Source organism: Paenibacillus sp. FSL F4-0087, from assembly GCF_038020215.1.
GTDB classification, from domain to species: domain Bacteria; phylum Bacillota; class Bacilli; order Paenibacillales; family Paenibacillaceae; genus Paenibacillus; species Paenibacillus taichungensis.
In genome coordinates this window covers 4,953,866-4,980,047 of sequence record NZ_JBBODJ010000001.1, presented here as the reverse complement: position 1 = coordinate 4,980,047, position 26,182 = coordinate 4,953,866, and the positions used below count along the sequence as shown (strand labels likewise).

The window sequence follows — 26,182 nt, the reverse complement described above, 5'->3', positions numbered from 1 at the left end:
TCCTCATTACATATTACAGTGCTCTTTCTTAAACTGCATATACCTAATATATACACCCGCTACTTCTTCTCCTCGCTCTTTCGAGCCAGCGGAATTCCGTTTTCCTTTGCATACCATGCTTCATAATGATGCACTGCGACACCTGCAAAAGAGGAATGAGAAGCACCGAGATCAAACACTTTCTTCATTTCTTCGTCCATATTGGTGATAGATTTGCTGAAAAAGGTTAGATGATCACCCTCATGCGTATCAGCCAGTTCGGCTCCAACCCATACCTTCTTGCCAAGCTCATCCGCTTCATCCAGCTCTTCCTTGGACAGATCATACATCTGCTGACCACTATCCCGATAGGCCATGATGGCTACCGCATCAAAGTGATCAATCACCCAGCGGCTGAATGTACCTCCGCCTTCTGCCGATTCGCGTATATCCAGCCAGAAAGGGATCGCGGCGCTCATGTAGAGTCCGGCATCCTTACCAGCTTTGGTCCATGCCTTCATGTTGTCGCTCCACTCCGCAATAACGCTATTCTGCTCGTTCTCCCAGCGTTTTAGCTGATAAGGCTCAACATCCAGCTGAATTCCCTCAAAGCGTTCATTTTTGGCGGAAGCTGCATTATATGCCCGTACTTTTTCAATAAACGCAAGTCCCTCTTCCTGCTTCTCCGTATAGGCCCAGTCGGCATGACCGTTAAGGGCATGTACTTCGATCTCAGCCTGCCGCGCAGCCGCGATGAATTTGCGGTATGTCGCATCGGGTACCTCATCCTGAATTTGCAGGAAAATGGTGTCTACACCCTGCGCTTTGGAGAAGGAGATAATCTCAGGCGTCTGCTCTGCAATAATGGAAGCGTCCCACAGCCAGGTCGCTTTGTGTTCCTCATGTGAAAACCATTTGAGTAGCCAGGGCAGAAGAAGCAGGCAGAACAGCAGGGCCAAGATGGCCCATTTTGCCTTCACCGACAGTTTGCCCCACTTGTTCGTTATATTCCTCAGACGAGCAACGCTTCACTTGGCTCAAGCACAGGGTGCTGTACCGAATGACCAATCTTGTAAATGTGCGGATGTGAATACGTTTTGAACGCATTACGTGTATCCAGAATTGGCACACCCATCTCGGCAATATCAAAGTAAGGCAAATCGCTGTGGTTGGTGATCAGCACGATGCAATCGTACTTCTTGAACTGTTCCAAGTTGAATACTTCGCTATATACCGTCTCTCCATGTTTGTCCAGGAATGATTCAGCATGTGGATCATAATAGCTGACATTGGCTCCACCTTCCTTGAACTGTTCATAGATTTCCAGTCCAGGAGATTCACGCAAATCGGCAATATTTGGTTTGTACGACATACCAAGCAACAGAATGTTGGATTTACGTACCGATTTTGCGTACTCATTCAGAATGGTTGATGTTTTGTTCAGTACATAATATGGCATATTGTCATTGGTGGATTGCGCCAGCTCAATGAACTTGCTGTAGAAACGGAATCCTTTAGCCTTCCAGGACAGGTACATCGGATCAAGCGGGATGCAGTGACCGCCGATGCCAGGGCCCGGATAGAAAGGCATGAATCCAAACGGCTTCGTCGCAGCTGCGTCGATAACTTCCCAGATATCGATACCCATACGGTCACACATCATGGCCATTTCATTAACAAAGGCAATGTTTACGCTGCGGAACGTATTTTCCAGCAGTTTGGACATTTCAGCCACTTTTGGTGAAGATACAGGTACAACCGTTTCAACGTATTTGCTGTACAACGCTGTTCCCAGCTTGAGGCAAGCTTCAGTTGTTCCCCCGATTACTTTTGGTGTATTAAAAGTAGTGAATCGTCCGTTGGACGGGTCCACACGTTCAGGCGAGAAGCACAGGAAGTAGTCTTTGCCTGCTTCATGTCCGATCTTGTCCAGCTCATCCTGGATCAGTTCTTCCGTTGTACCCGGATAAGTGGTGCTCTCCAGTGTAATCAGCATGCCTGGTTTCATATGCAGTTTAATCTGATCCACAACTGTCTCGATATAAGACGTATCTGGGTCCTGATTTTCACTAAGTGGTGTAGGTACGCAGATGCTCAACGCGTCGATCACGCGCAGCATGCTGTAATCCGTTGTAGGCTGGAAGCGGCCGCTTTGCATCACTTTTTTCAATTCATCGGACGAAATATCGTGAATATAGGAATCTCCCTGATAGATGCTCTCCACTTTGGATGCATCCAGATCAATCCCGATTACCGTGAAACCCTGATTGACCATTTCCACCGCAAGTGGTAATCCTACGTAACCGAGCCCGACCACGCCGAGCACCGCTTCTTTATTTTCGATCGCATTCAGTAATGTGTGGAATTGTTGATTCTCCATGATATTCCCTCCGGGCAGTGTATTTGTTTGGTTGATTGACGAATCCATTTGATAGATGTTTGTCTGTAGATGTACTTGTTTGTCTAATAAAGATTAATGAAGGATAGCTGTTTCTCTTCGCTTTGCTATGTGGTTGCGTTTAATGCAGACAACGCCTGATTCGGGCATCCAGTTCCACAGGTGAGAATGGTTTGGTCATATAATCATCGACTCCGCTGCGGAAGCATTGACTGATCGTTTGTTCCACACGCTGTTCCGTCAATACGACGATTTTGGGCGGCTGAGCCACATCCAGGTTCTGGATATGTTGAATGAACGGCAGACCATCAATGCCATATAGGTTCAATTCGGTCAGTACCAGGTCAGGTGTGATTTTCTCAATCAATTCCAGTGCAGCCAGTCCATCCACCGCTTCATAGGTTTCGTACCCCTGCATCTTCAGACGCAATTGCAGAAACTCGCGTACCGTCGGATCGTTATCCACAATCAAAATTCGTTCCGGCTCGTCTGCCGTCTTGTCCAGCGTGTAGATATGAATCTCCGACGGGTCTACCAGCTTGGCCGACTCAGCCATATGTTGGATGGTTGCCTTTGAAGGACGTTCACCTGCCGGGAAACTTGCCAGCGTGATTTGTGGATCGGCACCAGGTACCGTCTCCTGCAATTCATGCTTGATGCGAAGCCCCTCATAATGAACCTCATCCAGTGTCAACCCTGGCAGCAGGACAGCAATCGCCTGTGTGGCTCCATCCTTCCAAACCTGAAATGCAGACTCACTGGTCTGTTCCAGATGTGTCCTGACCTGCTGCTCCGGCTGAGACTGCCCTGCACAATGGATGAACATTAAGCCGCATGTTTCGGCACCCGTTTCTTTCAATCCCTGTTCTACACTCCGGTACACATTAACGGCAGCCTCACGCTGCAATGTCGCCGTATTTGGCATGTTCTTTTCCACCCTTCTCCCTCGGTTATCTATATTGTTTCTGCTGTATTACTTTGATTACGCTGTGCTTAGGCCGCCTCGCTTGTTTTTTCTTCCTCGGACCAGCTCTGGCGTGTCATGGTACCCCATGAGTTGTTGTTTTGCATGAACTGGATATGCCCCTGCAATCTCCACAGCACGCCGAGCTGATGATAGCCGACGAATTTTAGAGCGGAGTAGAACAGCATTTTGACCAGATCCGATAGCTTGTTATACCGCTTGAATGCAATTTCCTCGAGCACAAGGGCTCCCACACTGAGCAGATAACCACTCACAATGTTAAGCGATCCAAAGAGCACAAGTATCGGCCACTGGGTCATATCCATCAGTACATATCCCGTGAGAGCGAGAAGTCCGGTAATGCGGAAATACGGATTCAGCGCTTCAAAAAGGATGTTGTACGGCATGGTCAGCATGCCCATGACTTTATATTTCGGGTTGAACAACATGCCGCGATTCTCGATCATGTTCTTCAGATTTCCACGTCCCCAGCGCTTGCGCTGACTGGACAAGATCCGGTAGGAATCCGGTGCCTGTGTCCAGCACACGGCTTCAGGGCAGAAAGCTACGCGGTATTTCAATTTGTTCTCCAGCATATAACGGTGAAGCTTGATGATAATGTTCATGTCTTCACCCGGATAACCGTCCCGGTATCCCCCAACCGCGATAACCGCATCCTTGCGGAACATGCCGAAGGCACCAGAAACGATAATCAGACCATTCATGTGACTCCAGCCGATCCGTCCGCCGAGAAAAGCTTTGAGATACTCGATAGACTGGAACATCGGCCAAATCTTGCGAGGCAGTGAAACGTCCTGCACTGCCCCATTCTCGATTTTGCAGCCATTGGCTATCCGTACATCCCCACCAATAGCAACGGTCTCTTCCGGATTCTCCATATACATGCGAGCCATGCGAATCAAGGCATCCTTCTCCAGCAAAGAGTCAGCATCGATGGAAGAAATCAACGGATAATGAGACAGGTTAATTCCGGCATTGAGGGAATCGGCCTTACCACCATTCTCCTTGTCAATGACATACAGGTCGGGGAATTCCGGATTGTGGTAGATCCCGCGAATTTTCTGACAGGAAATCTTGCCCCGAATCTTCGTGTTGGGTACCGGCTTTAGACGATATTCTTCCAGCAACACCTTTAAGGTGGTATCGCTCGAACCATCATTCACCACGATGACTTCATATGTTGGATAATTCAGCGTCATCAGGCAGTTCACATTTTCAATAATCGTCAGTTCCTCGTTATATGCGGGAACCAGCAAGGAAACCGATGGTACCAGCTCCGAGCCTGACAACGTATTGTATTTGGAATAATGCGATCGCCTGAAGATCGTCCAAATGTTACGGAATGATAAGGCCAGAATGGAAAAGTAAAGCGTATTTACGGCAACGACATAATAGATTGCGACCATGCCGTAGATTAATAGTAGATCTCTAAGCAGTGTAATCCCCTCCTACCGCAGCCACACCTGTACGTTTCTTGCTTGTTATCCGGTTCCCACGTACGGGACCGAAGTACCGATCATACAGCAGCCTTTTTTTGTTATGTGCAATCATCTGGTCAACGGCTTTGTGGTCTGTTCCTGAGTGCTGCATCGTACTCTCAATCTGCTGCATTGCAATTTCCCGTTCAGCACCTGTGCCCTCCACAGCGGCCTGACACAAGGCTTCAAATCCCGGTTCACCCAGCTTGCCCAGGCTCTCCGCACTGTTATAGCGTACTCCCCAATCTTCATCACGCAGCGCTTTGCGCAGCAGTGGAATGCTGCCTGCCGCATGTTTCGAACCAAGCGCCTGCACCACTTCAGCACGTACCTCCGGGTCCGAATCCTGCATGAGCCTCAGAATGGTCTCGTCCTGAAGTGCCGGACTTGCGCTAAGATACAGCTTCACTGCTTCTGCCCGTACATCCTGATGTTCTGCGCCAACGAGTCTGTCGAGTGCAGGCATCACTTCCGGCACAGCTTGTCCCCACATCGCAACCAATCCCACTTTGACAAAGTCAGGATTGCGATCTTCCAGTAGTTCAATCAGAATTCTGCTTGTATCCAGACTGGTTTCGAGCAAAATATCTGCTGCCAGATGATGAATCGATTTTCCTTTGGTCAACAGCAGCGCGAGCATGTCTTTCAGTTCACCCTGACGGGTAGTACATCTTGCGATGGAACGGCCAATCATAATGGCCATCGGGCCAGGCTTTTCATCCTTAAGCAATTCCATCAAGCCTGGAACGGCCTCTGGACAACGCATACCGCCCAAGCGATAAGCCGCATCAATCTGGCGTCCGTAACGAATACGACTCAGTTCCTTCAGATCATGCTCAACAAATCCGGCTTCACGGCAGAGTACAATCAATTTGTTGCGATACTCGCCCTTGAACTGATCAATCCATTCAATAAGTTTGCTCTGGATGACCCGACGCTCAAGTGGGGCCAGCTTCCCAGGTGGCAATCTCAAGGGACTGTCCTCTGTCAGCGCCGTCTGCAGATACGTAAAGTAGTCACGCTGCTTTAATTTATAAAACTCAATCTTGCGCCGTTTGCCGTTGTGGGACATTTTCATGGCAAACAGCAGGATTACACCCACAGCGACGAGCGCCGTACAGATGTATAGAAATAGATAAGCCAAAGCCAAATTCGGAAACATGTGAAAAGGTCCTCCTTTATACTCATTTATTCGGTCTGAAAACTTGGAATTTGTTCATACCGTTTCTTCATTTCCTCGTAGCTCAGTTTCAGTCGCTCACTGTACTGTACCTGCTCCCAGGGCTGCCAGCTGTATATAGGCAATGTCTTCACATCCAGTGTCTTCTGTTCACCACCAGGCCAAGAAATATTTCCAGTAGAACGATCCATTAGCCACGGAATCAGGGTCACACCTTTGACTGCGACGGTTTCGAATTCCCGCCCACCTTTCAGCGCTCCATACTTGATCGCTTGCAGTGAACTTGGGTCACCGAATCCAAGCAGCATCCATGGAATACGTATCTCGACCTGATTACCGTTATACTGCCAGGCGGTTAACGAATCGGTATCGGATTGATCTGGAGCTGTTGTTCCCCGTTTCAATGTGCCAACCTTCTCATTCATGAACGGTTGGGCGGACCGGGTATCCGGTGGGGTCATCCGTAAGCTGACCGCCAGGTTCCATGGATGGAATGGATCTGCTGCATTCTCTTGCTCCTCGGGCAGCATCCCATAACCGTCCTTGCCGTAGAGGCGCTGGTTAAAATCATAGTCCTTGGCGATCTCCACTTGTGATTCATCATCCTGCCCCAATGTAATCACTGTTTCGAGTCCATCACTCAGCGTTCGATCCGGAAGTCTCGTACCCGGCTGATTCCCACCATCCAGCGTATCCGTTCCGATGCGCAGCAAAGTCTGGTCTGGGTCAAAAGGTTGATCCAGCGTCATGCCAATGTACAGGTAGGCTTCATCATGGGTCATTTTCATTTCCTTGATGCCGTCTACCTTACCTTGCCAGACGGTGACCTCTTCCTTCTTCAGCGCATTCCAGTCATCCAGCTTCCCGTCGATGGTCAGCTGTTCCTGCTTACCGGGGTCCATGGCGAGCAGACCGAACATCTTCTCATTCGTCAGCACGTTCAGCCAGTAGGCCCGCCGATCAGCGGGAATTTCCAGCGGCATCGTGTTCCAGGTTTTTTTGAACCACTCATCCTGCCACATGAACAAAATCGCTCCTGCATACCCCTCATCATAAATATCCTGAGTCAGCGATGCGTCGATCTCGCCCTGCTCAGCCTCGTTATGTCCGCCCTGATCCCGACCTCCCATACCCAGATGGGAGATTCCAAGTGAAGACGGTACACCGTACTCTGTAATCATTACAGGCATATCGGAAAACTCGGCTTTGAGCTTGCGCAGATAACTTTTGTACGTGTTGTACTCGCCGTTCTCATCCTTGATCGTCTGGAGTGTCTGGTCCGTATGGAACAAGTCCGGGTAATAAGGGTACACATGGTATGCTGCAAAATATCCGCCCTGCCACTCTTGCGGTTGAATATGTCGCGCATCCACACTCACCAAATCCTCTTCAAATAGCGGCTCACCCGGATGATCCAGCACATCGGTGGTAACCCAATTGGTGAAGGTCATCGGATGCTCCCATCCGTATTTCTTCTCCAACACGGCGGTATAGTCTAGCAGCTCTGCCAGCCAATTCTCGAACGGTGATGCATCCTGCGTCCCGGAAAAATGAGCGCCTTTGTACTGCGGCACATCGGGGTGACTCTCATTCGTGTTGTTCACCATCGAAGGGTCCCACTCGGTCCCCACATGCCAAGCCATTAGATATTTCCCGGCATTCGTCTTGTATTTGCCGCTTGACTCTCCCGGTTTATCGGGAATGTCCGCATCCCCATATACAGCCGATACCGCCTTTTCAATCTCCTGCTTGAACGTCTGCTCAATATGGTCAGCATAGGCATCCTGCTTCTCGATCAACTCTTCTTCCGGCGACCATATGCCCTGTATAAAATATAACGGATGCTCCCGGCCACGGTTATACTCAACCAATGCGTTGTAAAAAACCGGCTCATGTACCGTGTACACCCGGATGACATTGGCCCCCAGATCCTCAATCTGCTGGAACCACTTTAAGTAATCCTCTTTGGTCAACGGAAACTCGCCTGGGTAATGTCCTGGTGATGTTGCGCCCAGGTTCACACCTTTCACGAACATCTCCCGCCATGCACCATCGGGTCCATATTCCATGAACCGGTCTCCATCGGTCTTGAATTTCATCTCCGTGCCATTATCCGCTGTGTACGTAACGAGCTGGGGTTGCATATAGTGCCAGCCGGCAAATATTCCGCCTGTCACTACGGCCGCTCCTGCAAACATCGTTAGCAACCAGCGTCTTCGTCTTCGTCTGCTCATGGCTCTTAATTGCTCACCTCTCTAGTATGCATCCTGCTTCATCTGCGGATCTTAAATGACATGAAGGTCTACGGGAAATTCCGCATCGGATGTCCGCTTTGGGTAGAGATGTCAGCGGTGTAGTTCTCACTATAGCTCTAAGTGTCTGCATTTGTAACTAGGCTGATGGAAGCAAACGTGAACTGCAACATTCTGCCCATAATTCGTAAAATGCGCCATCAACTAGCATTCAGAAGCCCTTCTTGCTCTTATGTTCCATGGGCACGAATATATGTCACTTTAACCGTCCTTTGAAGTTCTTCCAGCCTTGCACATCTCTACCCGTTATTGTTATATGCAACGCGGATTGCGAGATCTGTTTCCGCTTGAACGCTTACCCCATTAAACGCTAATGATATTTTAAAGTTGCGGACATTTTTACAGTATTAACCATAAAGATTACAAAATTGATACTATAGTCCGATAACGTATCCTTGAAAACCCGCGCCCTATCAAGGTTTTCTGAAAAGTGCAGAAAATGAAAAAAGGACATCAGTCCCCCCCTATAGGACTGTGCCCATTTATATTACTTTTACATAAAGCCCAATGAACACCCGGTCATCACCCGGAAGTCACGGATCTCTTACATGAAATGTAAAAAAATACATCTTATTTCCTAAATTTTGACTCTATTAGGTCCATCCAATATTTGTGTCCAAATTGCAAAATAATTCCGGTTGCCGCATCTGGCATTGTCGGATATGCTTATAAAACAGGAACACTTGTTCCATACTGTAAATAAACTGTAAAATAACGTTAGCTGAATGAACCCCATCGCTGTACAGAAGCAGCCGAATCATGAATAAAAGGAGAGAAGTACTATGCCCCGCAAAGACGGACGTGTCATTATGCTGGCCGATTGCCAGTCATTTTATGCCAGTGTGGAGAAGTCTGCACATCCTGAATACAGAGACCGTCCGCTTGTTGTTGCGGGAGATCCTGCACGCCGTTCAGGCATTATTCTGGCAGCCTGCCCACTTGCCAAGTCCTATGGAATTACTACAGCAGAACGGCTGGGTGAGGCTCTTGCCAAATGCCCCGATGTTGTCGTCATTCGTCCCCGGATGGCCGAATATATTCGTGTTTCCCTACACATTACCCGTATTCTTCAGTCCTATACCGATCTGGTTGAACCGTATAGCATTGACGAACAGTTTCTCGATGTCACCGGAAGTTTAGATCTGTTCGGCAGTCCTGAAACGATTGCCCGCAGCATCCAGGACAGGGTCATGGATGAGACTGGCGTCTATATCCGCGTCGGCATCAGCGACACCAAGGTTGTCAGCAAGATGGCCTGTGATCTGTATGCAAAAAAAGTCCCAGGAGGCATCTATACACTGCCCCGCAAGGACATGCAGACAACGTTGTGGAATAAACCTGTTCGAGACATGTTTATGGTCGGTTCCCGGATGGGGCAGCATCTCTATAAGATGGGGATTCATACGATCGGTGATCTGGCGCAGACTCCATTGTCCCGGCTTAGAGAACGTTGGGGTGTAAATGGTGAGGTATTGTGGCGTATTGCCCGCGGAATCGATGATTCTCCAGTAAAACCCGGGACATATGCTCACCAGCAGCAGGGCATTGGACATCAGATGACATTGCCTCGGGACTATGAATCGTGGGCAGACATCAAGGTGGTGCTGCTCGAACTGGCAGAGCTGGTCAGCCGGCGTTCCCGGGACAAATCGCTCATGGGTAATGTCGTCTCTGTAGGATGCCGGGGGCAGGATTACGATCGTCCAACCGGCTTCTCCCGCCAAATGAAGGTGAATGAACCTACCAACATCACCGATGAAGTTTACGATGCGGCTGCAGCTCTGTTTCTGCGCCATTGGGACGGATTACCCATTCGCCGCATCAGCGTGTCATTGACTGGGCTCGTGCCCGATTCCGAAGTACAGCTATCCTGGTTCGATGACCGCGAACGCAAAAGAGAACTGGAACGCGCCACGGATGACATCAAGCGCAAGTTCGGAGAAACCGCGATCATGCGGGCCTCCTCGCTCTGCTCGTCCGCGCAGGCACAGGACCGTTCTCATAAAATTGGAGGTCACTATAAATGAGTAAAAAATTACAGCAAAACGGGATTTTTGAGTCATCGCGCATGATGCTTCCCGAACATCGGGAAGCCTACATCATTCATCAGGAGCAACTTGCTCCCCGTACCCGTCCATCCCTGGATGCCCAGGCAGCGGAAGAAATGTCCCGTTTACTTAGTAACTCCATGCTGCTTGGGGATGCAGTCACCATCACCCTGTTCCATGAACATGATGATATCCGTTTTACCGGACAGGTGCTCCGATTGGACTCCCCTGCTCGTACCCTTAAGCTGCTGATGGAGAGCGGAACCCGGGACATTCAGATGAATCTTATTACGGATGTGGTACTCGCGAATGAATGATGCGGTCTGGGGTTGCGGGTATACCGGAATAGATGCAGCATGGCCATTGCTATGCAGGACCCTTTTCCTACACATTCTGAACCAAGACTGAAGCAGTCGATAAGCCCATTCCTATTAGACCATGTCGTTCCAAAGAAGCAAAAGGATGGATTGGTGTTTCATCGGCTACTTGGAAGGGTATAGAGATGACTTAATTAGAAGAAACTCCAGTCAAATTCCTTGGAAAGACGCTCAAGCAGATGCACACCTGCAATACTGTTTCCTTTCCGATTCAGAGCCGGACCTACAAGACCGATGCCAAACTGGCCTGGAACCAGAGTCAGAATCCCACCCGACACTCCACTCTTGGCAGGCAACCCGACCTGAATCGCGAATTCGCCTGATGCATTATACATACCGCAGGTAGTCATGAATGTCTTGGCGATCTGTACATAACGACGAGGAATAAGCTCAATCCCGGTGATGGGATCTGTCCCATCATAAGCAAGCACCAGTGCCATACGGGCTAGGTCCGCACAAGTCACCTCGATGGAGCAATGGCGGAAATAGACGGCAAGCACATCTTCGACGTCATCCTTGAGCACACCATTGTGCTTCAGAAAATAACCAAGCGAGCGGTTCAGATGGCCTGTCTCCGATTCGGACTGGTATACCGACTCGTTATAGTCCAGCCGATCATTATTAGCCAGCTTGCGAAAAAATTCCAAAATGCGCCGTGACTTCTCCTCTTTACAATCCCCAGCAATCAGGGACGATACCGTAATCGCGCCCGCATTGATCAATGGATTAAACGGAATGCCCGGTTCGACCAGTTCGAGCTTGATCATGGAATCATAATCATCCCCGGTAGGTTCTTTTCCTACATTAAAGAAGACCGCTTCCTCCCCATGATCCATCAGGGCCAGAATGAGTGTAAATACCTTGGAGATACTTTGCATCGTAAACGGGACACCACAGTCTCCGGCTGATACATGATTGCCTTCGGCGTTCATGATATGTATACCCAGTTCATCCTGTGAAGCCTTGAACAACTCGGGAATATAAGAAGCGACTTTCCCCTGTCCAGTGTGCAGACGGCTGGTCTCCAGCCATTCCGGCAGCAACTGGTTCAGACGTTCCATTGCAGCATTGCTCATCTCCATCTCCTCCAAATCTCTGTATGAGCATTTCACACGCATCTGAATGACAGTTTCCCATCGAAGTGATGCAAAATGCCCGGTATAGTATGTATTACCCGCAAGCCTGATCCCTTACCGCTTCACCTGAAGATTCAGCTCCAGAATCTCGCCGGGTAACCCATGATAATCCCCAACCCATGTGGATACAAAGTTCTGTCTGAGCAATATTCGACGTGATGCCGCATTGGACGGATCGATAACCGCATAGAGTACACCAATTCCCGCCGCCTGTGCCTGAATGATCAGCCGAGCTGCGATGGAAGTCCCGTGTCCTTTCCCCCAATGCTCCGGCAGAATCATGTAACCCATCTCCGCCCGGGACGGATCGGATTCATCCGGGATCAGTTTCGCGTAGGCCATGCCTACCCCATCTTCACCAGATATCCGATAATAGCCACAATTGTTGCCGAGATTATAGTTCAGCATGGATTCAAATTCCGCCGTAGCTTCATGCTCAGGCAGAGCACGTTCGGTAATCTGTTGCATGACTTCAATATTGGACACAAGTGCATAATAATCAGCAAAATCAGATGGTGCATATTTCAAGAAATTCATGACGTACATACCTCCTCCAAATGGCTAATAAGGACTTGCTCTTTTTATTTCACCTAGAGTATACCAGAAGCAAAGTATGCATTGCACACAACCACTTCATGTACAGAAGTCTCATCCCTCTCAGGTTGAGCCGGTACCAAAAAAGCGGCCTCCGTAGAGACCGCCAGCTTGCTTTTTATAAAATAGAACTAATCCCCACTACGATCAGCTTGCCCGGGATGAAGGGTTAAGATTCATCTGCTGTTCCCGTTGGCGTGTACGACGTCCTTGACCCGGAGGCGTAATAATCAACGCCAGCAAGAGCGAGACGGCACACAGTACAGCGATCACAATAAAGGTAAGATGGAATCCACCCAGCAGGGCGCTGATAAACGATCCAGCCAGGGCACCAAATCCAAATCCCTGATAGATCACGCCGTAGTTTTTGCTCTGATTTTTCAGTCCAAAGTAATCTGCCACAATCGCTGGGAAGACCGTGATATTCCCACCAAAGCAGAACGCGATAGCGGCCACACAGGCGAAGAAGATGCCAAAGCTCAGCGGTACCAGACTCAGCGTCATTACGGCAACAGCCGTAACCAGCAGTGCTCCGGCAATAACTTTCATCCGTCCTACTTTATCCGACAGCGCGCCCAGAATGATACGTCCAGCGGTATTAAAGATGGCAACCATCGCCACCGCATTCGCAGCTGTAGCCACATTAAGACCTGCCAACTGCACACCGATGTCTTTCACAATACCGATCAGATACAGTCCACTCATACATGCCGTGAAGAAAATAACGAACAGCATATAAGCTTCTTTCGTACGCAGCATTTCTTTGACCGTATAATCATGACGTGTTACTTGTTGCTTCCCACCGTCCGTGCTGCTTGCTGCCGGAGCTTGTTCACGTACAACCGCTTCACGGATCAGGAACGAGCCGCCTACAATCAATACCAGTACAATAATGCCCCAGTACATAAAAGCTTGAGCAGGACCAACAGCACCGATTAATGCCGAGTTCACGTATTTGAACAACAGACTGCCTGTACCAAAGGCCCCGACTGAAATACCTGAGATCAGACCTTTTCGTTCAGGGAACCACTTGATCAGGTTGGACAGGGAAGTAATGTACGCCGTACCATCCGCGAATCCAACCACAAATCCGGCCAGAATATAGAGCAGTGTCAACGAACTCACTTGAGAACTGAGCACGAGTCCCAGACCAAGCACAACTCCGGCTACCCGAATCAGGCGACGAAGCCCCCATCGTTCTTGCAGTCGACCTGCAAATAGTGTGGCAAATGCCAAAGCAAAGCTGGTAATCGAAAAAGTTATCGCGACCGAGCTGACGTCCCATCCGAAACGATCAGACAACGGTTGATTAAATAAACTCCAGGTGTAGATGGTTCCGAGACCCATTTGTACAATAATGGTACCCAGTACAATAAGCCAGCGGTTCATTTTCATAGTTGTAGATGCTGAATTAGGTGCGGATGAAATAGCTGCTTTCATCGTGATCTCCCCTTTGCCGATGTCATATATATGAATGCGTTCACAAGCTAATCATACATGAAAGGGGATTCATTACACCGATTTGAGCATGAGTTGCATCAGATGCGGAATGAAATGCCTCTAGATGCGCATGAGCTGCCTGAATTCTTTGACTTTGCCCCGGCTAACGGGCACTTCAGCCTCCAGATCACGTAAACGAAGCAGGTACGTATTGTTAAACCAGGGCACAATTTCACGAATTTGAGACAAATTCACCACGTAAGAACGATGGCAGCGGAAAAAGGTTTCCTGCGGCAATCGACCGTGAAAATCCGAAATGCTGACCGGCATCGTAAACTCACCGTTTTTGGTATACACCTTTGTCACTTTCTCTTGAGCTTCCGCATAATAAATATCGGCGGTGTCAGTCACAATAATATTGTCATTGCGCAGCAGATTGATGCGTCGTCCCGTCTGGGCATTGGATTCCCGCGCCTGCAGATTTGATGCAGACCATTCATCGTTTGTTTGAGCCGTATTGTGAATCGGTCCATCATCACTGCCACGTTCACGTTCGTCCTGCTCATGATCTCGTTTGAACGCCGTTTCGAGTTTATGCAGCATCGTGGCAATTCGTTTCTCATCATAGGGCTTCAGAATATAGTCAAACGCCTCCAGCTCAAACGCTTCAGCGGCATGTTCCTTGTACGCCGTTGTGAATACGATATATGGCTTGCTCGCAAACTTCCCTATATGATGTGCCAGCATCATGCCATCCAGCGAAGGGATATTTATATCCAGAAAAATAACGTCGACTTCCTGCTCCTGCAGAAACTTCAGCACATCCAGTCCATCTTCCAAACAATCCACCACTTCAATTTGGCTATGTTCCTGTATCAAGTAATTCAGTTCCTCACTTGCCGGAATTTCATCTTCAACAATAAGAGCTCTCATCGACCGTTCATCACCTTGTCACTACATCTCCTTTAGGTACATCAAATAAAATATCAGTTCCTTGCTCCAGCCGTGTAATTGTTAACCCTTGTCCATAAATGAGCTTCACTCGACGATGCACGTTGTACAACCCGATCTGGTTGGCTGGCATACGGTCATGGTATACACGCTCAATAATGTCGGCTCCAATGCCTGCTCCTGTGTCACTGACCCCAATTCGCACAAAGTCAGGATAGTCCTGTACCCGAATCCGTACGGTCCCGGATCCCTTTACCTTGAGAATACCGTGAATAATGGCATTTTCCACAAGCGGCTGAATAACCAGACTTGGAATATGCACAGCCACCTCATCAATATCATAGATCACGTTAAGCCTACTGCCGAAGCGCGCCTTCTCGATTTCCACATAATTGCGGACTTGCTCCAGCTCTTTGTGGATATCAATAAGCTCATCCGATAGCTCCAGGTTATAACGCATATATCCAGACAGATTCACAATCAGCTCGCGCGCCCGATCCGGCTTGGTTCGAATCGATGAGGCAATCGCGTTCAGCGCATTGAATAGAAAATGAGGATGAATTGTGGTCTGCAATGCACGAAGCTCCGCTTTATTGGCGGCAGCCTTGATCTCCTCCACACGTGATACTTCCATCTGGGTGGAAATAATCTGGGACAGGCCCACAGCCATCGTTTGCAACGGATACGTGATCTTGTACGCTTTGCGGTAATAGATTTTCAGGGCACCCGTCACTTCGCCCCGCTCTTTGAGCGGAATGATGAGAAGGGAGTGGATATCTGGCGTTTTCTCGTCAATGACATCATTGCTGATCGTAATCTCTCCGCTGGAGATTGTCTTCTTCGTCATCTCACTAATAATTTCATTACCGATGTGATATCGTTCCTCACCAAATCCCACATAAGCCAGTACATTTCGAGTATCCGTAATCGCAACCGCATCCGCCTGAATATCCTCCTGAATAATCCGACAGATCTTCCGCAGAGAGTCTTCATCAATGGAACGGAAGTACGGCAAGGTCTTGTTGGCAATCTCCAGCGCCAGCTTAGCCTGACGAGCTGCAATCATTTCCTTTTCCCCTTCTACACTCTGCACCAGCAGCACGATCAGTCCAATGTTCACCTCACCCAATATCATCGGCAGCGCAATCTTCGAGACAATATCGGCACCCAGAGGATCGGGATAGGAATACAACAGGATAAGCAGCATCGTAAGCGCCTCACAGATCATTCCCGCCGCAATACCGATCATCCAACGCTTCGACTTAGGCGTATACTTATGTATATACCCGGAGACCAGACCTGCAAGGATACTCGTAATCAGACACGGAATCGCCGTGACACCATCCATATCGATCAAATACCGATGCACCCCGGAGACAATCCCCGTAATGATGCCCACAGGCGCTCCAAACAGAATGCCGCCAGACATGATCGCAATAATGCGCACATTCACCAGCGAGCCTTCCACATTAATACCGGTATACGTACCAAAGATGGCAAATGCACAGAATAACAACGTAACCGCAATGTACTCCTGCCATCTCAATTTTCCCTTTTGCAAAATCTGTCTAAACCGCGGTATCCTCGATAGAAAGAATAAAAATATAATCAGCAGTGCCGCCCGTTCAAACAGCCCCAGCAGCATCGTAAACATCTCCGTCAATCTGACTTCCTCCACATCCGTCAAAAATAAACGCCCCTCATCGCAGCAGCGTTTTCCTCACTTTGATTTCCATATAAGCTTGTATGCAACAGTTTACCGCTCCAATAGGAGGAAAGCAAAGTCGATCCTGTGAAAATAAGATGACTAAAGTCGCTAACCTATTGAACAGACAATACGGAATTCATTTTTCTCCAAACCTTTCTCTTCCCTGCCAACAAAGCTTCACTTTCCTACACATAAAACTCTACTTCCAGAAATCCACTGTGTTATAATTAATTGGAACTTTATGCTAATTAATTAACTGAAATTTATTTAAGAAAGGTGTATTTAAATGTTTGTAATGCTACTGTTAGGCTTACTCCTGCTTTTTAGTGGTTTGTGGTACATCATTTACTTTATCTCGAAACGTACCCAAAACCCAAATCGCTCGTCTGCTCATGTGCTGAGAGTGATTTTAAGTATTTCGATCCTCGTACTAATAGTTGAAAACTACATATACGAAACAGTACCTTCTAATGCCATTTTAATTTTAGTATTTATTGCATCCTTAATAGCTACGAGCCCTTTTTTTGTTAAGAATAAAGAGTGATGGGATGACACTAGTTTTCTTTCTCTCTCCTATTAGAACTGGATTATAATCAACATGCTTCGTTTATCTCGCATTCCAAGGAGGAATTTCCTTAATGAAAAATCTCTCTTGTGGCATTTTATCTCTATGTGTAATTGGAGCCTTACTTCTTTCTACATGCGGAAAAGCGGACGACAATTACTCCCTTTCCAATAGCGAAAAACCTAGCAACATAACAAGCGAAGCCCCTTCAACCAACATTACACCAACAAACATTGAAAGTCTGATTAGACGGGAGTATTGAGAACCAAGGCATTACCTATTTCTTTACTAAAAACAAAAAAGGTGAGTGGGGTATTGAAAACATAGATTAAATCCCAATTCGAAAATTTAAAGGAGATTGAATTCAATAGTATTTTGTATCAAGTAACATATGTTCTTGATTTAAACAAAAGGGCGGTTCACAAGTCATCTTGCTGACTTATGAACCGCCCCATCCATTAAAATTACTTCATACACATTCGATGTAATTTGGTTTTTATAAAGTGAACTTCCAGTTACACAGTAACAGAGAGTGCAGAACCAATCTGGAGAAGCGAAGCGCTCGCCTTTATCACCGGATTTTACCCTTTCAAAGGGTAATTCAAAAAAATCCGGGGATAACAGCGCTCGGAAGGTTGTTCTGTCATCGTAGTGCCCCGTGTAAATGAAACTGTTTCATTTTATACCACCCAACATTCCATCGAATCCCTACCTAAACATGCCCCACAACTTAATCAAATGAAACGTATTGTTTGGATCAATCTTCTGCGCAAGAACAAAAGCAACAAATTGTTCCTCCTGAGTCGTAGAAAAATTCTCGTTCAAAATGACCGCTGACGACTTGACCAACCTTCTCACCTTGGCCTTATCCTGCAAATCAGACTTGGTGACCCCATCTATCAACTTTTTGATACGCTCTTTGACAGCGGGATTTTTCATCTTTGTTTTGATCCGCTCCACCAGCTGCGGACTGATTCCATATTGTTGGTAACCCAAAACGTACAGCACCTCCTGAATAATGAACTCACTTCTTATTCATATGACAGGAGGGCCTGTACACTTGACATTTTCCCACGGAAAATGTGGAAAACCACACATCTACAGCCCCGATTAATCGATCAGATCACCCTGGAATACTTGCTGCTGCTGTAAAAAGTCACGTAAAGGAGCGTAGTCAACAGACGTCCAGAAGTTCGCATCCGCAATCAGGCTGGACACATCATCTCGGGCCTGCTCCAATACGGCAAAATCCGCAACCATGTCGGCAAGACGGAACTCGGGTAATCCACTTTGCTTGGTGCCAAAGAAATCCCCCGGTCCCCGCAGATCCAGATCTCGACGGGATACTTCGAATCCATCTTCAGTTTCCGTCATGACCTTCATGCGCTCCTGCCCAACTTCTGTCTTGGGATCAGCAATAAGCACACAATAGGAGGCATGAGCGCCCCGACCCACCCGGCCACGAAGCTGATGCAGCTGCGACAGACCGAAGCGGTCCGCATCCATAATAACCATCAGCGTTGCGTTAGGCACATCGACCCCGACCTCCACAACCGTTGTGGAGACCAGGAGCTGAATTTCGTTGCTGTAGAAGTCCCGCATCATCTCTTCTTTCTCGCCAGCCGTCATCCGTCCATGCAGCAGACCTACACGGTACTTCGGAAAGTTCTGCTGCATCTGGATATGCAGGTCAATCGCATTCTGTACATCCAGCTTCTCCGACTCTTCAATGAGCGGACAGATCAGATAGGCCTGACGTCCCTGGTCCACTTCTCGCGAAATAAAACCAAGTACCCGGTCCATCATGTCGTGCTTGACCCAGTACGTTGAGATTGGAATCCGTCCCTTTGGACGTTCCGAGATGGTCGATACCTCAATATCACCAAAAGCCGTAATCGCCAGTGTTCGCGGTATCGGCGTCGCCGTCATCGTTAACACATCCGGGTTATAGCCTTTACGCCGCAAAACGCTGCGCTGATTCACACCGAAGCGATGCTGTTCATCCGTAACGACAAGACCCAGATCGCGGAAAAATACATCTTCCTGGATCAGAGCGTGTGTACCGACAACGATATCGATCATCCCCATCTGCAAGGATGCAATCAGATCTTTGCGCTTCCGTCCATTCACACTGCCCGTTAACAGACCCACAGTTACGCCAAAGGGTTCAAACAGCTTTTGCAGTGAGCGCATATGCTGTTCTGCCAGAATCTCCGTAGGGACCATCAGAGCCCCCTGAAAACCGGAACGAACGGTCGTATACAGCGCAATCGCTGCAATAACCGTTTTACCTGAGCCTACATCTCCCTGCAGCAACCGGTTCATCGAATACGGTGAACGCATATCATGCAGAATTTCAAGCTCTACCTTCTTCTGCGCATCCGTCAGTTCAAATGGCAAACTGCGAACGAACTCCCGAATCGTCGTATTATCCGTTGTGTGTACTACACCATCCATACGATCCCGGTTCAATGCACGATAGGCCTGCATCTTGAGTTGAAACAAAAATAACTCCTCATACACCATCCGTTGTCTGGCCTGCTGGCCTTCCCGGTTATCCTGCGGACGGTGAATCCCGGCAATCGCCTGTTTGCGAGCCATGAATCCATATTTCTTCATGAGTGATTGAGGCAGAATTTCGGGGATCATTTCCCCGAATTGGACTAACCCCTGATTAATCGTTTTGCGCATCCAGGACTGCGTAAGCTTGCCGGTTACGGAGTACACAGGCTGCAGCGTGCCCGAACGCCCTTCCCCTTTATCCGGGAATTCCGAATCCGTTACGGTCATCTGCATACGTTTCTGTTCCCATTTCCCTGTAATGACAATCTCCCGATTGGGCGTAAGCTGCTCCTTCAGAAAATGCCGATTGAACCAGGTGGCTGAGATCATCCATTCTTCCGTCATCACTTTACAGGTAAGACGTGACTTTTTGCCATAACGTTGCAACACCGGGATACCCATCACTTTACCCTGTACCGTAATTTTCTCCCCGTCCTTCACTTCACTGAGCGAACGCAGCCGATAATCCTCATAACGAAACGGGTAATATTCAAGCAAGTCTTTTACAGTAGAGATGCCAAAGGCGTGAAGCTCTCCCTCTTTGAGAGCACTCACGCCGCTAATTTGTTTTACCGATATTTCTTCCCATTTCATGTCTAATCCCTCATTCCGGAACAGGCCACATAAAGATGGCAATTACGCCTGGCCCAACATGGCTGCCAATGACGGCCCCAATATTGGTATATACCACTTCATTCAGTGTAAAATGCCCGCGTAATTGCTCTGCACAAGCGATCGCTGATCCCGGGTCTGCGGTATGACCTACCGCCAGATTAACACGTTGACCCGCCAGATCCTGCTGAAACAGCTCAATAATGCGTGCCATGGCTTTTTTGTGACCTCTGACTTTCTCCACTGCGTAAATAACGCCTTCCTCATCAATGGACAAGATCGGTTTAATATTCAGCAGTGTTCCCAAGATGGCGGCAGCCTTGCCTATCCGACCGCCTTTCTGCAGATACTCTAATGTATCTACGAGAAAGAACAGCTTGCGGCTCTGCTGCATGGCTCCTACAGCCGCAGCGATCTCCGTAGCGGACTTGCCTTGTTCAGCAAGCTCGGCAGCCTGTACGACCAATAAACCATATCCATAGGATGCAGACTTCGAATCCAGTACCGTTATGTCTCCCTCACGTTCCAGCAACAATTTGCCAAGCAGTGCCGATTGATAGGTACCACTCATGCCGGAAGACAAATGAATCGATACAATGGGCCGCTCTGGGTCCTCATCCAACAATGTGTTATAGATATTCATAAAATCGGTGGGAGAAGGCTGTGAGGTTGTAGGCAGCACGGATACCTTCTCCAATTTTGCATAGAACTGTTCCGAAGTCAGATCAACGCCGTCTGCATAAGCTTCCTCCCCGAACAAAACACGCAGCGGAACAACATGAATCCCGTATTTATGGATCAGTTCTTCCGGTATATCTGCCGTGCTATCGGTTACGATCGCAACCTTGTGGCTCATCAGATTTCCTCCTCTTTGCTTAAGTGCTATTAGTGCATGTTCAAAAAGTTAACTGGGAACTTTTTGAACAACCTCTATTAGGACTCTACAGAGAACAAATAATAATAAACCGGCTGTCCTCCAAGATGCACCTCTACCTCAGCATCAGGATATTGTTCTTCAAGCCATGCGACAAGCGCAGCGGTAATCTCAGGGGTGGCCTCGTCCCCTTCAAGGATGGTCACTACTTCATCTCCGCTCTCCATCATCTGTTGCAGCAGGCCTTCACATGCGTGCAGCATGCTTTCATCCGTTGCCACGATCTTGGAATTATGGATACCGATATAGTGTCCAGCTTTGATATCAAGCTCGTCATATTGTGTATCTCTGACCGCATGAGTCACTTGACCGGACTGTACCCGGCTAATCGCCTCAAGCATATGGTCACGATTGGTTTCCGCAGATTCATCCTCCTGGAAAGCAAAAGCCGCTGCCATGCCCTGAGGGATCGTCTTGCTCGGAATCACAATAATTCGACGCTCATCTTCAAGCAACTCGCGAGCCTGTTCGGCAGCAAGTACAATATTGGAGTTGTTCGGCAAAATAAATACCTGTTCTGCCGCGATCGAACGCACCGCTTTCACAAAATCTTCAGTGCTCGGATTCATCGTCTGTCCACCAGACAGAACAACATCCACGCCGAGACTCTGGAAAATCTCCGCAATGCCTTCACCAGAAGATACCGCGATGAAACCATATGGTGCCATCTCGTCTGCTGGGAGCACAGCTTTTTCCACGCTACGCGTCGCTTCAGGAGGAATCTCTGCGAACAGCTCAGGCGAAGGCGCAATGTCCATACCTGCAGTCAGCAGATCACGATGCTGCTCACGCATATTGAGAATGTGAATTTGTGTGATTTCTCCATAACGGAGAGCCAGATTTAATACATCCCCAGGTGTCTTGGAATGCACGTGAACCTTAATCACTTCATCGTCAGCAATAATAATGATGGAGTCCCCGTTAACTGACAACGCTTTCCGGAATGCTTCGTCATCAAATGCAACGCCTGCGTTCTCTCCAAGCTCACGGTTAATAAAGAACTCCATGTCATATAGGAACTCAATATCTTCCGTTTCCAGTCGTGCTTGGGCAGACATTGGCATCTCCGGCACGATTACCTGCTGTGCAGGCTTCTCAGAAACCACTTCTGACGGTGCAGCTGGTTTCAATGCAGATGCCGCTACGGTTGGTTGTACGTCTCTCTGGAAGGATGTACGACTTGCCCCATCCGTTTGCAGCAGAACGTCCATAAAGCCTTCGTAAATATATACAAGCCCCTGACCGCCCGAATCCACAACACCGACCTGTTTCAATACAGGCAGCAATTCCGGAGTCATTGCCAGTGCTTCTTTTGCTTTTAACAATACTTCATTCATTAATTCAGTTATATCATTCGTCCGTCTTGCGTAGTAGCTGGCATGTTTCGCCGCTTCCTTGGCTACGGTAAGAATGGTCCCTTCAACGGGCTTCACTACGGCTTTATAAGCTGCGTCCACACCGTTCTGCAGGGCTGCGGCGAACTGGAGTGTATTCAGTTCCTCGTAAGGAGCAGCTGAACGACTGAATCCGCGGAACAATTGCGATAATATTACTCCGGAATTCCCCCGTGCACCCATAAGCAGGCCTTTTGATAAAATACCGGCAGCTTCTCCGATGGAGGCAGAACTCTTACGTTTAATCTCTGCCACTCCTGCACTCATTGTCAAATTCATGTTCGTTCCCGTGTCACCATCCGGCACAGGGAAAACATTCAGGGAATTGACGTGCTCTGCATGCTGTCCAAGTTGTTCCGCTCCGGCAAGTACCATTGCGGTGAAATCTGTTCCATTTAAAGAACGTATACTCAAGTGAGAATTCCCCTTCCTAGCTTGATACACGAACATCTTGCACCAAGATGTTATCTGGTCTGTTCATGCGCAAACGCTTATCGCGTTATTCTTCGTCCATACCTTGTCCGGCACAGGCATAATAATACATAATGTCAGCCGGATTAACGGTCTGGGCGGCCGGGCAACCGATATCCTGCAATTGCTCTGTAACCCCTAACTCGGGGCATACGGATATGCACCGGTATCAAGAGCCGGCATGAATGCCGCATGGAGACTGGTGCCAATGATGGAATGCCGCAGCTCACAGCGTTGCCAAAAAAGCAGACCACCGACCTTTAAGGCCGGTTTTTTCTCCGGCTTCCCCGCGGCAACAGCCTGTTCACCGCTGTATTATGGACTATTCAACATTGTACTATATTAGACAGGAGAAATAAATAAAGTTTTTGGATCAGTTGACGAAGCTTTTTTCAATATGATATTATATTCAAGTATTGTTTTATGCAGGTTTAGTAATGGAAATGATCCGGCTATGCCGGCTTGAACAACGCCATTAGCTACTGGAACCTGACCATTGCGGTCAGGAAGAACAATTTAGCCCGTCTGGATTGACATTCGTGTCTCCTTAGGGCAACTGGTTATTTTAGGATAGGAGGTGTAATCTATGTCTCGCAAATGTTATGTGACAGGTAAGAAACCGGGCACCGGTAACCACGTATCCCACGCTAACAACCGTAACCGTCGTTCTTGGGGCGTAAACGTTCAGAAGGTCCGCATTCTCGTGAACGGTAAACCAAAACGTGTATACGTAAGCACCCGTGCACTGAAAGCCGGTAAAGTGACTCGCGTATAATCACGCAAAGCTACTATAAATCGGGTAAGCAAAAAGCACCTTGTTCCTTGCAGGTGCTTTTTTGGTATTCAGAAATAAAATCATGAATACACACATCAGCATGTGAATGGCCGCCGCATGGCGCTTCGCAGGTCCGAATTCCAGATGATCCTGTAGCCAAAGCGGCGGTATTCGCCAATGGAACCTTTTAATCATGTCAGTTCTTTTGAAACGTATTAAGAATCGCCTTTACAAACCCTCCCAAAAACTTCGGCAGTTTGAATGTGTAAAATTTCATACTTCACCCTCCCCATCATGCTCATGCATCCGCCGTATCCTATGCTCCAGGCCTTCCTTGCCTTAAACACGACAAAAAAGGCTACATGAGAAACCTGCTCATGTAACCATATTTATGCGGAACCCTCTGTCCCTATTCCACAATGACGAGCCTGTTATCAGGTCATTTAGGTTTGGGTAGGGATATATTGATAGACAGCGATCATGAATACACTCAATAAGTAATACAGTATGCTGAATATCACAAAAGTAACCCGAAGTCCTGTACGGTCAAATTTGCGGAAGTACATAATGACAACACCAACCCCGATCAATGACGTAATCGCATTGTATGGGGATTGAATAACCGCAAACATAGCCAGCACCAGTCCCGTAACGAGACTCGCAGCCATTGTCCACAGCGTCTCCTTGAGGTTCATGCTCAGCCTCCGTAACTACTGCGAATTTCGGCAATCGCGGCAGCGCGATCTTCACGTCCAAATACAGCACTTCCCGCAACAAGCACATCCGCGCCAGCTTCAACCACAAGCGGAGCCGTGTCGGCAGCAATACCGCCATCCACTTCAATATGCACGTCATGACGTCCTTTTTCGTTCAGCCAGCTACGAATTTGCTTAATTTTGTTCATCGTGCCAGAGATGAAAGCCTGTCCACCAAAACCGGGATTTACGGTCATGACAAGCACCATATCCACATCGTCCAGCACTTCCTGAATAGCACTCGCCGGAGTTCCCGGATTAAGAGCAACCCCTGCCTTAACTCCCTGTTCTTTGATCAGATGAATAACGCGGTGCAGATGCACACAAGCCTCGGCATGAACCGTAATAACCGCCGCGCCAGCTTTCGCAAATTCCTCCACATAACGTTCTGGGTTCTCGATCATTAAATGCACATCAAGCGGCAAGCTTGTATGTGGAGCGATCGCTTTTACAATCGCAGGTCCAAGCGTAATATTAGGGACGAAATGACCGTCCATGACATCAACATGAATCCAGTCTCCGCCAGCAGCTTGGGCTTCCGCCACTTCCGCGCCGAGACGGGCAAAATCCGCAGATAAAATAGATGGTGCAATTTTAATCATATTAATACCTCCGCTTTTTGTCTTTCATTTCTGTAAGGAATTGTTCGTAGTGCTGATAACGGCTTTCGGAGATCATTCCCTCCGCTTTGGCTGCAAGCACCCGACAACCTGGTTCGTGCGTATGGGTACAGCCTCGGAACTTACATTGATCCGCATATTGAGCGAACTCCCGGAAACAAGTGGATAACTCCTCCACACCAATCTCCAGGAAGTCCAGTTGGCTGAATCCCGGCGTATCCGCGACAAAGCCACCATTATCCAGCGGTATGAGCTCCACGTGCCTGGTGGTGTGTTTCCCTCGGCCAAGGCGCATGCTGATTGCACTGGTCTCCAGGGTTAGACCTGGCATCAAGGCATTCAGCATCGAAGATTTACCTACACCGGATTGCCCGGAGAATACGCTAATCTTGCCGGCAAGACGCTCCTTGAGCAGTTCATTGCCTTCACCGGTTCGTGAACTGGTAGAGATAACTTCATATCCAATTTGCTCGTACATAGCTTTTACTTCTGCTACTGTATCACGGGCATCGTTTTCTGGATCAGCCAGGTCCTGCTTCGTGAGCACAATCAGTGCATCCAGTCCAGCTTGTTCGATATGTACCAGGAATTTGTCCAACAGATTGAGATTCATGTCCGGTTCCTTAACGGAAAATAACAGAACAGCCAGACTTACATTGGCAACAGGTGGACGAATTAACTCCGTTTCACGTTTGCGAATCTCATCTACTGTTCCTTCTCCGTTCTCTGTCAGCATATAGCTGACACGGTCACCCACAAGTGGTGAAGTACCCCGTTTTCTGAAGATACCTCTGGCCCGACATTGAACGGCGGAGCCCTCAACCGAAGGCACCCCGCTGTCTTCCAGTGGCATGACATAATAGTAACCGCTTAGCGCTTTAACGATGATACCTTCTGGCATAGCTCCG

23 protein-coding genes are annotated in these 26,182 nt (G+C 48.3%); 3 read left to right on the top strand and 20 right to left on the bottom strand.

Annotated elements, in window-relative coordinates; all coding sequences use genetic code 11:
- Positions 1 to 59: 59 nt before the first annotated feature.
- The 6 genes from MHB84_RS22880 to MHB84_RS22855 form a co-directional block, all read right to left on the bottom strand.
- Positions 60 to 959, bottom strand: coding sequence for a hypothetical protein (locus tag MHB84_RS22880; RefSeq protein WP_256716758.1), 900 nt, complete (start codon positions 957 to 959; stop codon positions 60 to 62).
- A 32-nt stretch (positions 960 to 991) separates the two neighbouring features.
- Positions 992 to 2,359 carry a nucleotide sugar dehydrogenase gene (locus tag MHB84_RS22875; RefSeq protein WP_076288247.1) on the bottom strand — a complete coding sequence of 456 codons (1,368 nt, stop codon included), beginning with the start codon at positions 2,357 to 2,359 and terminating at the stop codon, positions 992 to 994.
- A gap of 139 nt (positions 2,360 to 2,498) precedes the next feature.
- Complete coding sequence (locus MHB84_RS22870; RefSeq protein ID WP_076288246.1) at positions 2,499 to 3,302, bottom strand: response regulator; 804 nt, start codon at positions 3,300 to 3,302, stop codon at positions 2,499 to 2,501.
- Positions 3,303 to 3,370: 68 nt separating this feature from the next.
- Positions 3,371 to 4,768 (bottom strand): glycosyltransferase family 2 protein, encoded by a 1,398-nt coding sequence (locus MHB84_RS22865; protein ID WP_175383103.1) that lies wholly within the window; start codon positions 4,766 to 4,768, stop codon positions 3,371 to 3,373.
- 22 nt (positions 4,769 to 4,790) lie between these two features.
- A complete protein-coding gene (locus MHB84_RS22860) occupies positions 4,791 to 6,002 on the bottom strand; it encodes a HEAT repeat domain-containing protein (RefSeq protein WP_076288245.1) in 1,212 nt (403 codons plus the stop codon).
- Between the two features lie 26 nt (positions 6,003 to 6,028).
- Positions 6,029 to 8,254: a hypothetical protein gene (locus MHB84_RS22855; protein ID WP_076288244.1), complete on the bottom strand. Its 2,226-nt coding sequence runs from the start codon at positions 8,252 to 8,254 to the stop codon at positions 6,029 to 6,031.
- An 860-nt stretch (positions 8,255 to 9,114) separates the two neighbouring features.
- Between MHB84_RS22855 and MHB84_RS22850 the strand changes: the two genes are divergently transcribed.
- Both MHB84_RS22850 and MHB84_RS22845 read left to right on the top strand, forming a co-directional pair.
- Positions 9,115 to 10,359, top strand: a complete 1,245-nt coding sequence (locus tag MHB84_RS22850) for a DNA polymerase IV (protein ID WP_076288243.1) — start codon at positions 9,115 to 9,117, stop codon at positions 10,357 to 10,359.
- The gene (locus tag MHB84_RS22845; RefSeq protein WP_076288242.1) at positions 10,356 to 10,697 is read left to right on the top strand and encodes a YolD-like family protein; all 342 of its coding nucleotides are present in this window, start codon (positions 10,356 to 10,358) and stop codon (positions 10,695 to 10,697) included. Before MHB84_RS22850 ends, MHB84_RS22845 begins: the two co-directional genes overlap by 4 nt.
- 194 nt (positions 10,698 to 10,891) lie before the next feature.
- Here the strand turns inward: MHB84_RS22845 and glsA are convergent, their stop codons facing one another.
- From glsA to MHB84_RS22800, 9 genes are all read right to left on the bottom strand, one after another.
- Complete coding sequence (glsA, locus tag MHB84_RS22840) at positions 10,892 to 11,833, bottom strand: glutaminase A (protein WP_076288241.1); 942 nt, start codon at positions 11,831 to 11,833, stop codon at positions 10,892 to 10,894.
- 114 nt (positions 11,834 to 11,947) lie between these two features.
- Entirely contained in the window at positions 11,948 to 12,430 is a 483-nt protein-coding gene (locus MHB84_RS22835; RefSeq protein ID WP_175383105.1) for a GNAT family N-acetyltransferase, read from the bottom strand.
- A 204-nt stretch (positions 12,431 to 12,634) separates the two neighbouring features.
- Positions 12,635 to 13,927, bottom strand: coding sequence for an L-lactate MFS transporter (locus MHB84_RS22830; protein ID WP_175383106.1), 1,293 nt, complete (start codon positions 13,925 to 13,927; stop codon positions 12,635 to 12,637).
- Positions 13,928 to 14,047: 120 nt separating this feature from the next.
- Positions 14,048 to 14,860, bottom strand: coding sequence for a LytR/AlgR family response regulator transcription factor (locus MHB84_RS22825; protein ID WP_076288239.1), 813 nt, complete (start codon positions 14,858 to 14,860; stop codon positions 14,048 to 14,050).
- A gap of 10 nt (positions 14,861 to 14,870) precedes the next feature.
- Entirely contained in the window at positions 14,871 to 16,523 is a 1,653-nt protein-coding gene (locus MHB84_RS22820) for a sensor histidine kinase (protein ID WP_076288309.1), read from the bottom strand.
- 1,336 nt (positions 16,524 to 17,859) lie between these two features.
- Positions 17,860 to 18,147: a stage VI sporulation protein F gene (locus MHB84_RS22815; protein ID WP_053784316.1), complete on the bottom strand. Its 288-nt coding sequence runs from the start codon at positions 18,145 to 18,147 to the stop codon at positions 17,860 to 17,862.
- A gap of 114 nt (positions 18,148 to 18,261) precedes the next feature.
- Positions 18,262 to 20,307, bottom strand: a complete 2,046-nt coding sequence (gene recG / locus MHB84_RS22810) for an ATP-dependent DNA helicase RecG (protein ID WP_076288238.1) — start codon at positions 20,305 to 20,307, stop codon at positions 18,262 to 18,264.
- A gap of 10 nt (positions 20,308 to 20,317) precedes the next feature.
- The gene (locus MHB84_RS22805) at positions 20,318 to 21,181 is read right to left on the bottom strand and encodes a DegV family protein (protein ID WP_076288237.1); all 864 of its coding nucleotides are present in this window, start codon (positions 21,179 to 21,181) and stop codon (positions 20,318 to 20,320) included.
- A 77-nt stretch (positions 21,182 to 21,258) separates the two neighbouring features.
- Positions 21,259 to 23,067: a DAK2 domain-containing protein gene (locus tag MHB84_RS22800; RefSeq protein WP_076288236.1), complete on the bottom strand. Its 1,809-nt coding sequence runs from the start codon at positions 23,065 to 23,067 to the stop codon at positions 21,259 to 21,261.
- A 643-nt stretch (positions 23,068 to 23,710) separates the two neighbouring features.
- Here MHB84_RS22800 and rpmB point away from each other — a divergent pair.
- Entirely contained in the window at positions 23,711 to 23,899 is a 189-nt protein-coding gene (rpmB, locus tag MHB84_RS22795; RefSeq protein WP_024631107.1) for a 50S ribosomal protein L28, read from the top strand.
- On the opposite strand, the gene MHB84_RS22790 is transcribed toward rpmB, so the two are convergent.
- The 5 genes from MHB84_RS22790 to rsgA all read right to left on the bottom strand — a co-directional run bounded on the left by MHB84_RS22790 (position 23,900) and on the right by rsgA (position 26,175).
- Positions 23,900 to 24,094 (bottom strand): hypothetical protein, encoded by a 195-nt coding sequence (locus MHB84_RS22790; protein ID WP_064636619.1) that lies wholly within the window; start codon positions 24,092 to 24,094, stop codon positions 23,900 to 23,902. It lies immediately after the preceding gene.
- A 1-nt stretch (position 24,095) separates the two neighbouring features.
- Positions 24,096 to 24,176 carry a stage V sporulation protein SpoVM gene (gene spoVM / locus MHB84_RS22785; protein ID WP_019424875.1) on the bottom strand — a complete coding sequence of 27 codons (81 nt, stop codon included), beginning with the start codon at positions 24,174 to 24,176 and terminating at the stop codon, positions 24,096 to 24,098.
- Between the two features lie 166 nt (positions 24,177 to 24,342).
- Positions 24,343 to 24,594, bottom strand: a complete 252-nt coding sequence (locus MHB84_RS22780; RefSeq protein WP_024631109.1) for a hypothetical protein — start codon at positions 24,592 to 24,594, stop codon at positions 24,343 to 24,345.
- 2 nt (positions 24,595 to 24,596) lie between these two features.
- Entirely contained in the window at positions 24,597 to 25,256 is a 660-nt protein-coding gene (gene rpe, locus MHB84_RS22775) for a ribulose-phosphate 3-epimerase (protein ID WP_053784310.1), read from the bottom strand.
- 1 nt (position 25,257) lies between these two features.
- Positions 25,258 to 26,175, bottom strand: coding sequence for a ribosome small subunit-dependent GTPase A (gene rsgA / locus MHB84_RS22770; protein WP_076288235.1), 918 nt, complete (start codon positions 26,173 to 26,175; stop codon positions 25,258 to 25,260).
- Between the last annotated feature and the right edge of the window lie 7 nt (positions 26,176 to 26,182).

What these genes read in the sequence shown, in the direction of transcription:
- MHB84_RS22875 (WP_076288247.1), bottom strand. Translation starts at nt 2,359, where the DNA reads ATGGAGAATCAACAATTCCACACATTACTGAATGCGATCGAAAATAAA.
- MHB84_RS22870 (WP_076288246.1), bottom strand. Translation starts at nt 3,302, where the DNA reads ATGCCAAATACGGCGACATTGCAGCGTGAGGCTGCCGTTAATGTGTAC.
- MHB84_RS22865 (WP_175383103.1), bottom strand. Translation starts at nt 4,768, where the DNA reads ATGGTCGCAATCTATTATGTCGTTGCCGTAAATACGCTTTACTTTTCC.
- MHB84_RS22860 (WP_076288245.1), bottom strand. Translation starts at nt 6,002, where the DNA reads ATGTTTCCGAATTTGGCTTTGGCTTATCTATTTCTATACATCTGTACG.
- MHB84_RS22855 (WP_076288244.1), bottom strand. Translation starts at nt 8,254, where the DNA reads ATGAGCAGACGAAGACGAAGACGCTGGTTGCTAACGATGTTTGCAGGA.
- MHB84_RS22850 (WP_076288243.1), top strand. Translation starts at nt 9,115, where the DNA reads ATGCCCCGCAAAGACGGACGTGTCATTATGCTGGCCGATTGCCAGTCA.
- MHB84_RS22845 (WP_076288242.1), top strand. Translation starts at nt 10,356, where the DNA reads ATGAGTAAAAAATTACAGCAAAACGGGATTTTTGAGTCATCGCGCATG.
- glsA (WP_076288241.1), bottom strand. Translation starts at nt 11,833, where the DNA reads ATGAGCAATGCTGCAATGGAACGTCTGAACCAGTTGCTGCCGGAATGG.
- MHB84_RS22835 (WP_175383105.1), bottom strand. Translation starts at nt 12,430, where the DNA reads ATGAATTTCTTGAAATATGCACCATCTGATTTTGCTGATTATTATGCA.
- MHB84_RS22830 (WP_175383106.1), bottom strand. Translation starts at nt 13,927, where the DNA reads ATGAAAGCAGCTATTTCATCCGCACCTAATTCAGCATCTACAACTATG.
- MHB84_RS22825 (WP_076288239.1), bottom strand. Translation starts at nt 14,860, where the DNA reads ATGAGAGCTCTTATTGTTGAAGATGAAATTCCGGCAAGTGAGGAACTG.
- MHB84_RS22820 (WP_076288309.1), bottom strand. Translation starts at nt 16,523, where the DNA reads ATGCTGCTGGGGCTGTTTGAACGGGCGGCACTGCTGATTATATTTTTA.
- recG (WP_076288238.1), bottom strand. Translation starts at nt 20,307, where the DNA reads ATGAAATGGGAAGAAATATCGGTAAAACAAATTAGCGGCGTGAGTGCT.
- MHB84_RS22805 (WP_076288237.1), bottom strand. Translation starts at nt 21,181, where the DNA reads ATGAGCCACAAGGTTGCGATCGTAACCGATAGCACGGCAGATATACCG.
- rpmB (WP_024631107.1), top strand. Translation starts at nt 23,711, where the DNA reads ATGTCTCGCAAATGTTATGTGACAGGTAAGAAACCGGGCACCGGTAAC.
- MHB84_RS22790 (WP_064636619.1), bottom strand. Translation starts at nt 24,094, where the DNA reads ATGATTAAAAGGTTCCATTGGCGAATACCGCCGCTTTGGCTACAGGAT.
- spoVM (WP_019424875.1), bottom strand. Translation starts at nt 24,176, where the DNA reads ATGAAATTTTACACATTCAAACTGCCGAAGTTTTTGGGAGGGTTTGTA.
- MHB84_RS22780 (WP_024631109.1), bottom strand. Translation starts at nt 24,594, where the DNA reads ATGAACCTCAAGGAGACGCTGTGGACAATGGCTGCGAGTCTCGTTACG.
- rpe (WP_053784310.1), bottom strand. Translation starts at nt 25,256, where the DNA reads ATGATTAAAATTGCACCATCTATTTTATCTGCGGATTTTGCCCGTCTC.
- rsgA (WP_076288235.1), bottom strand. Translation starts at nt 26,175, where the DNA reads ATGCCAGAAGGTATCATCGTTAAAGCGCTAAGCGGTTACTATTATGTC.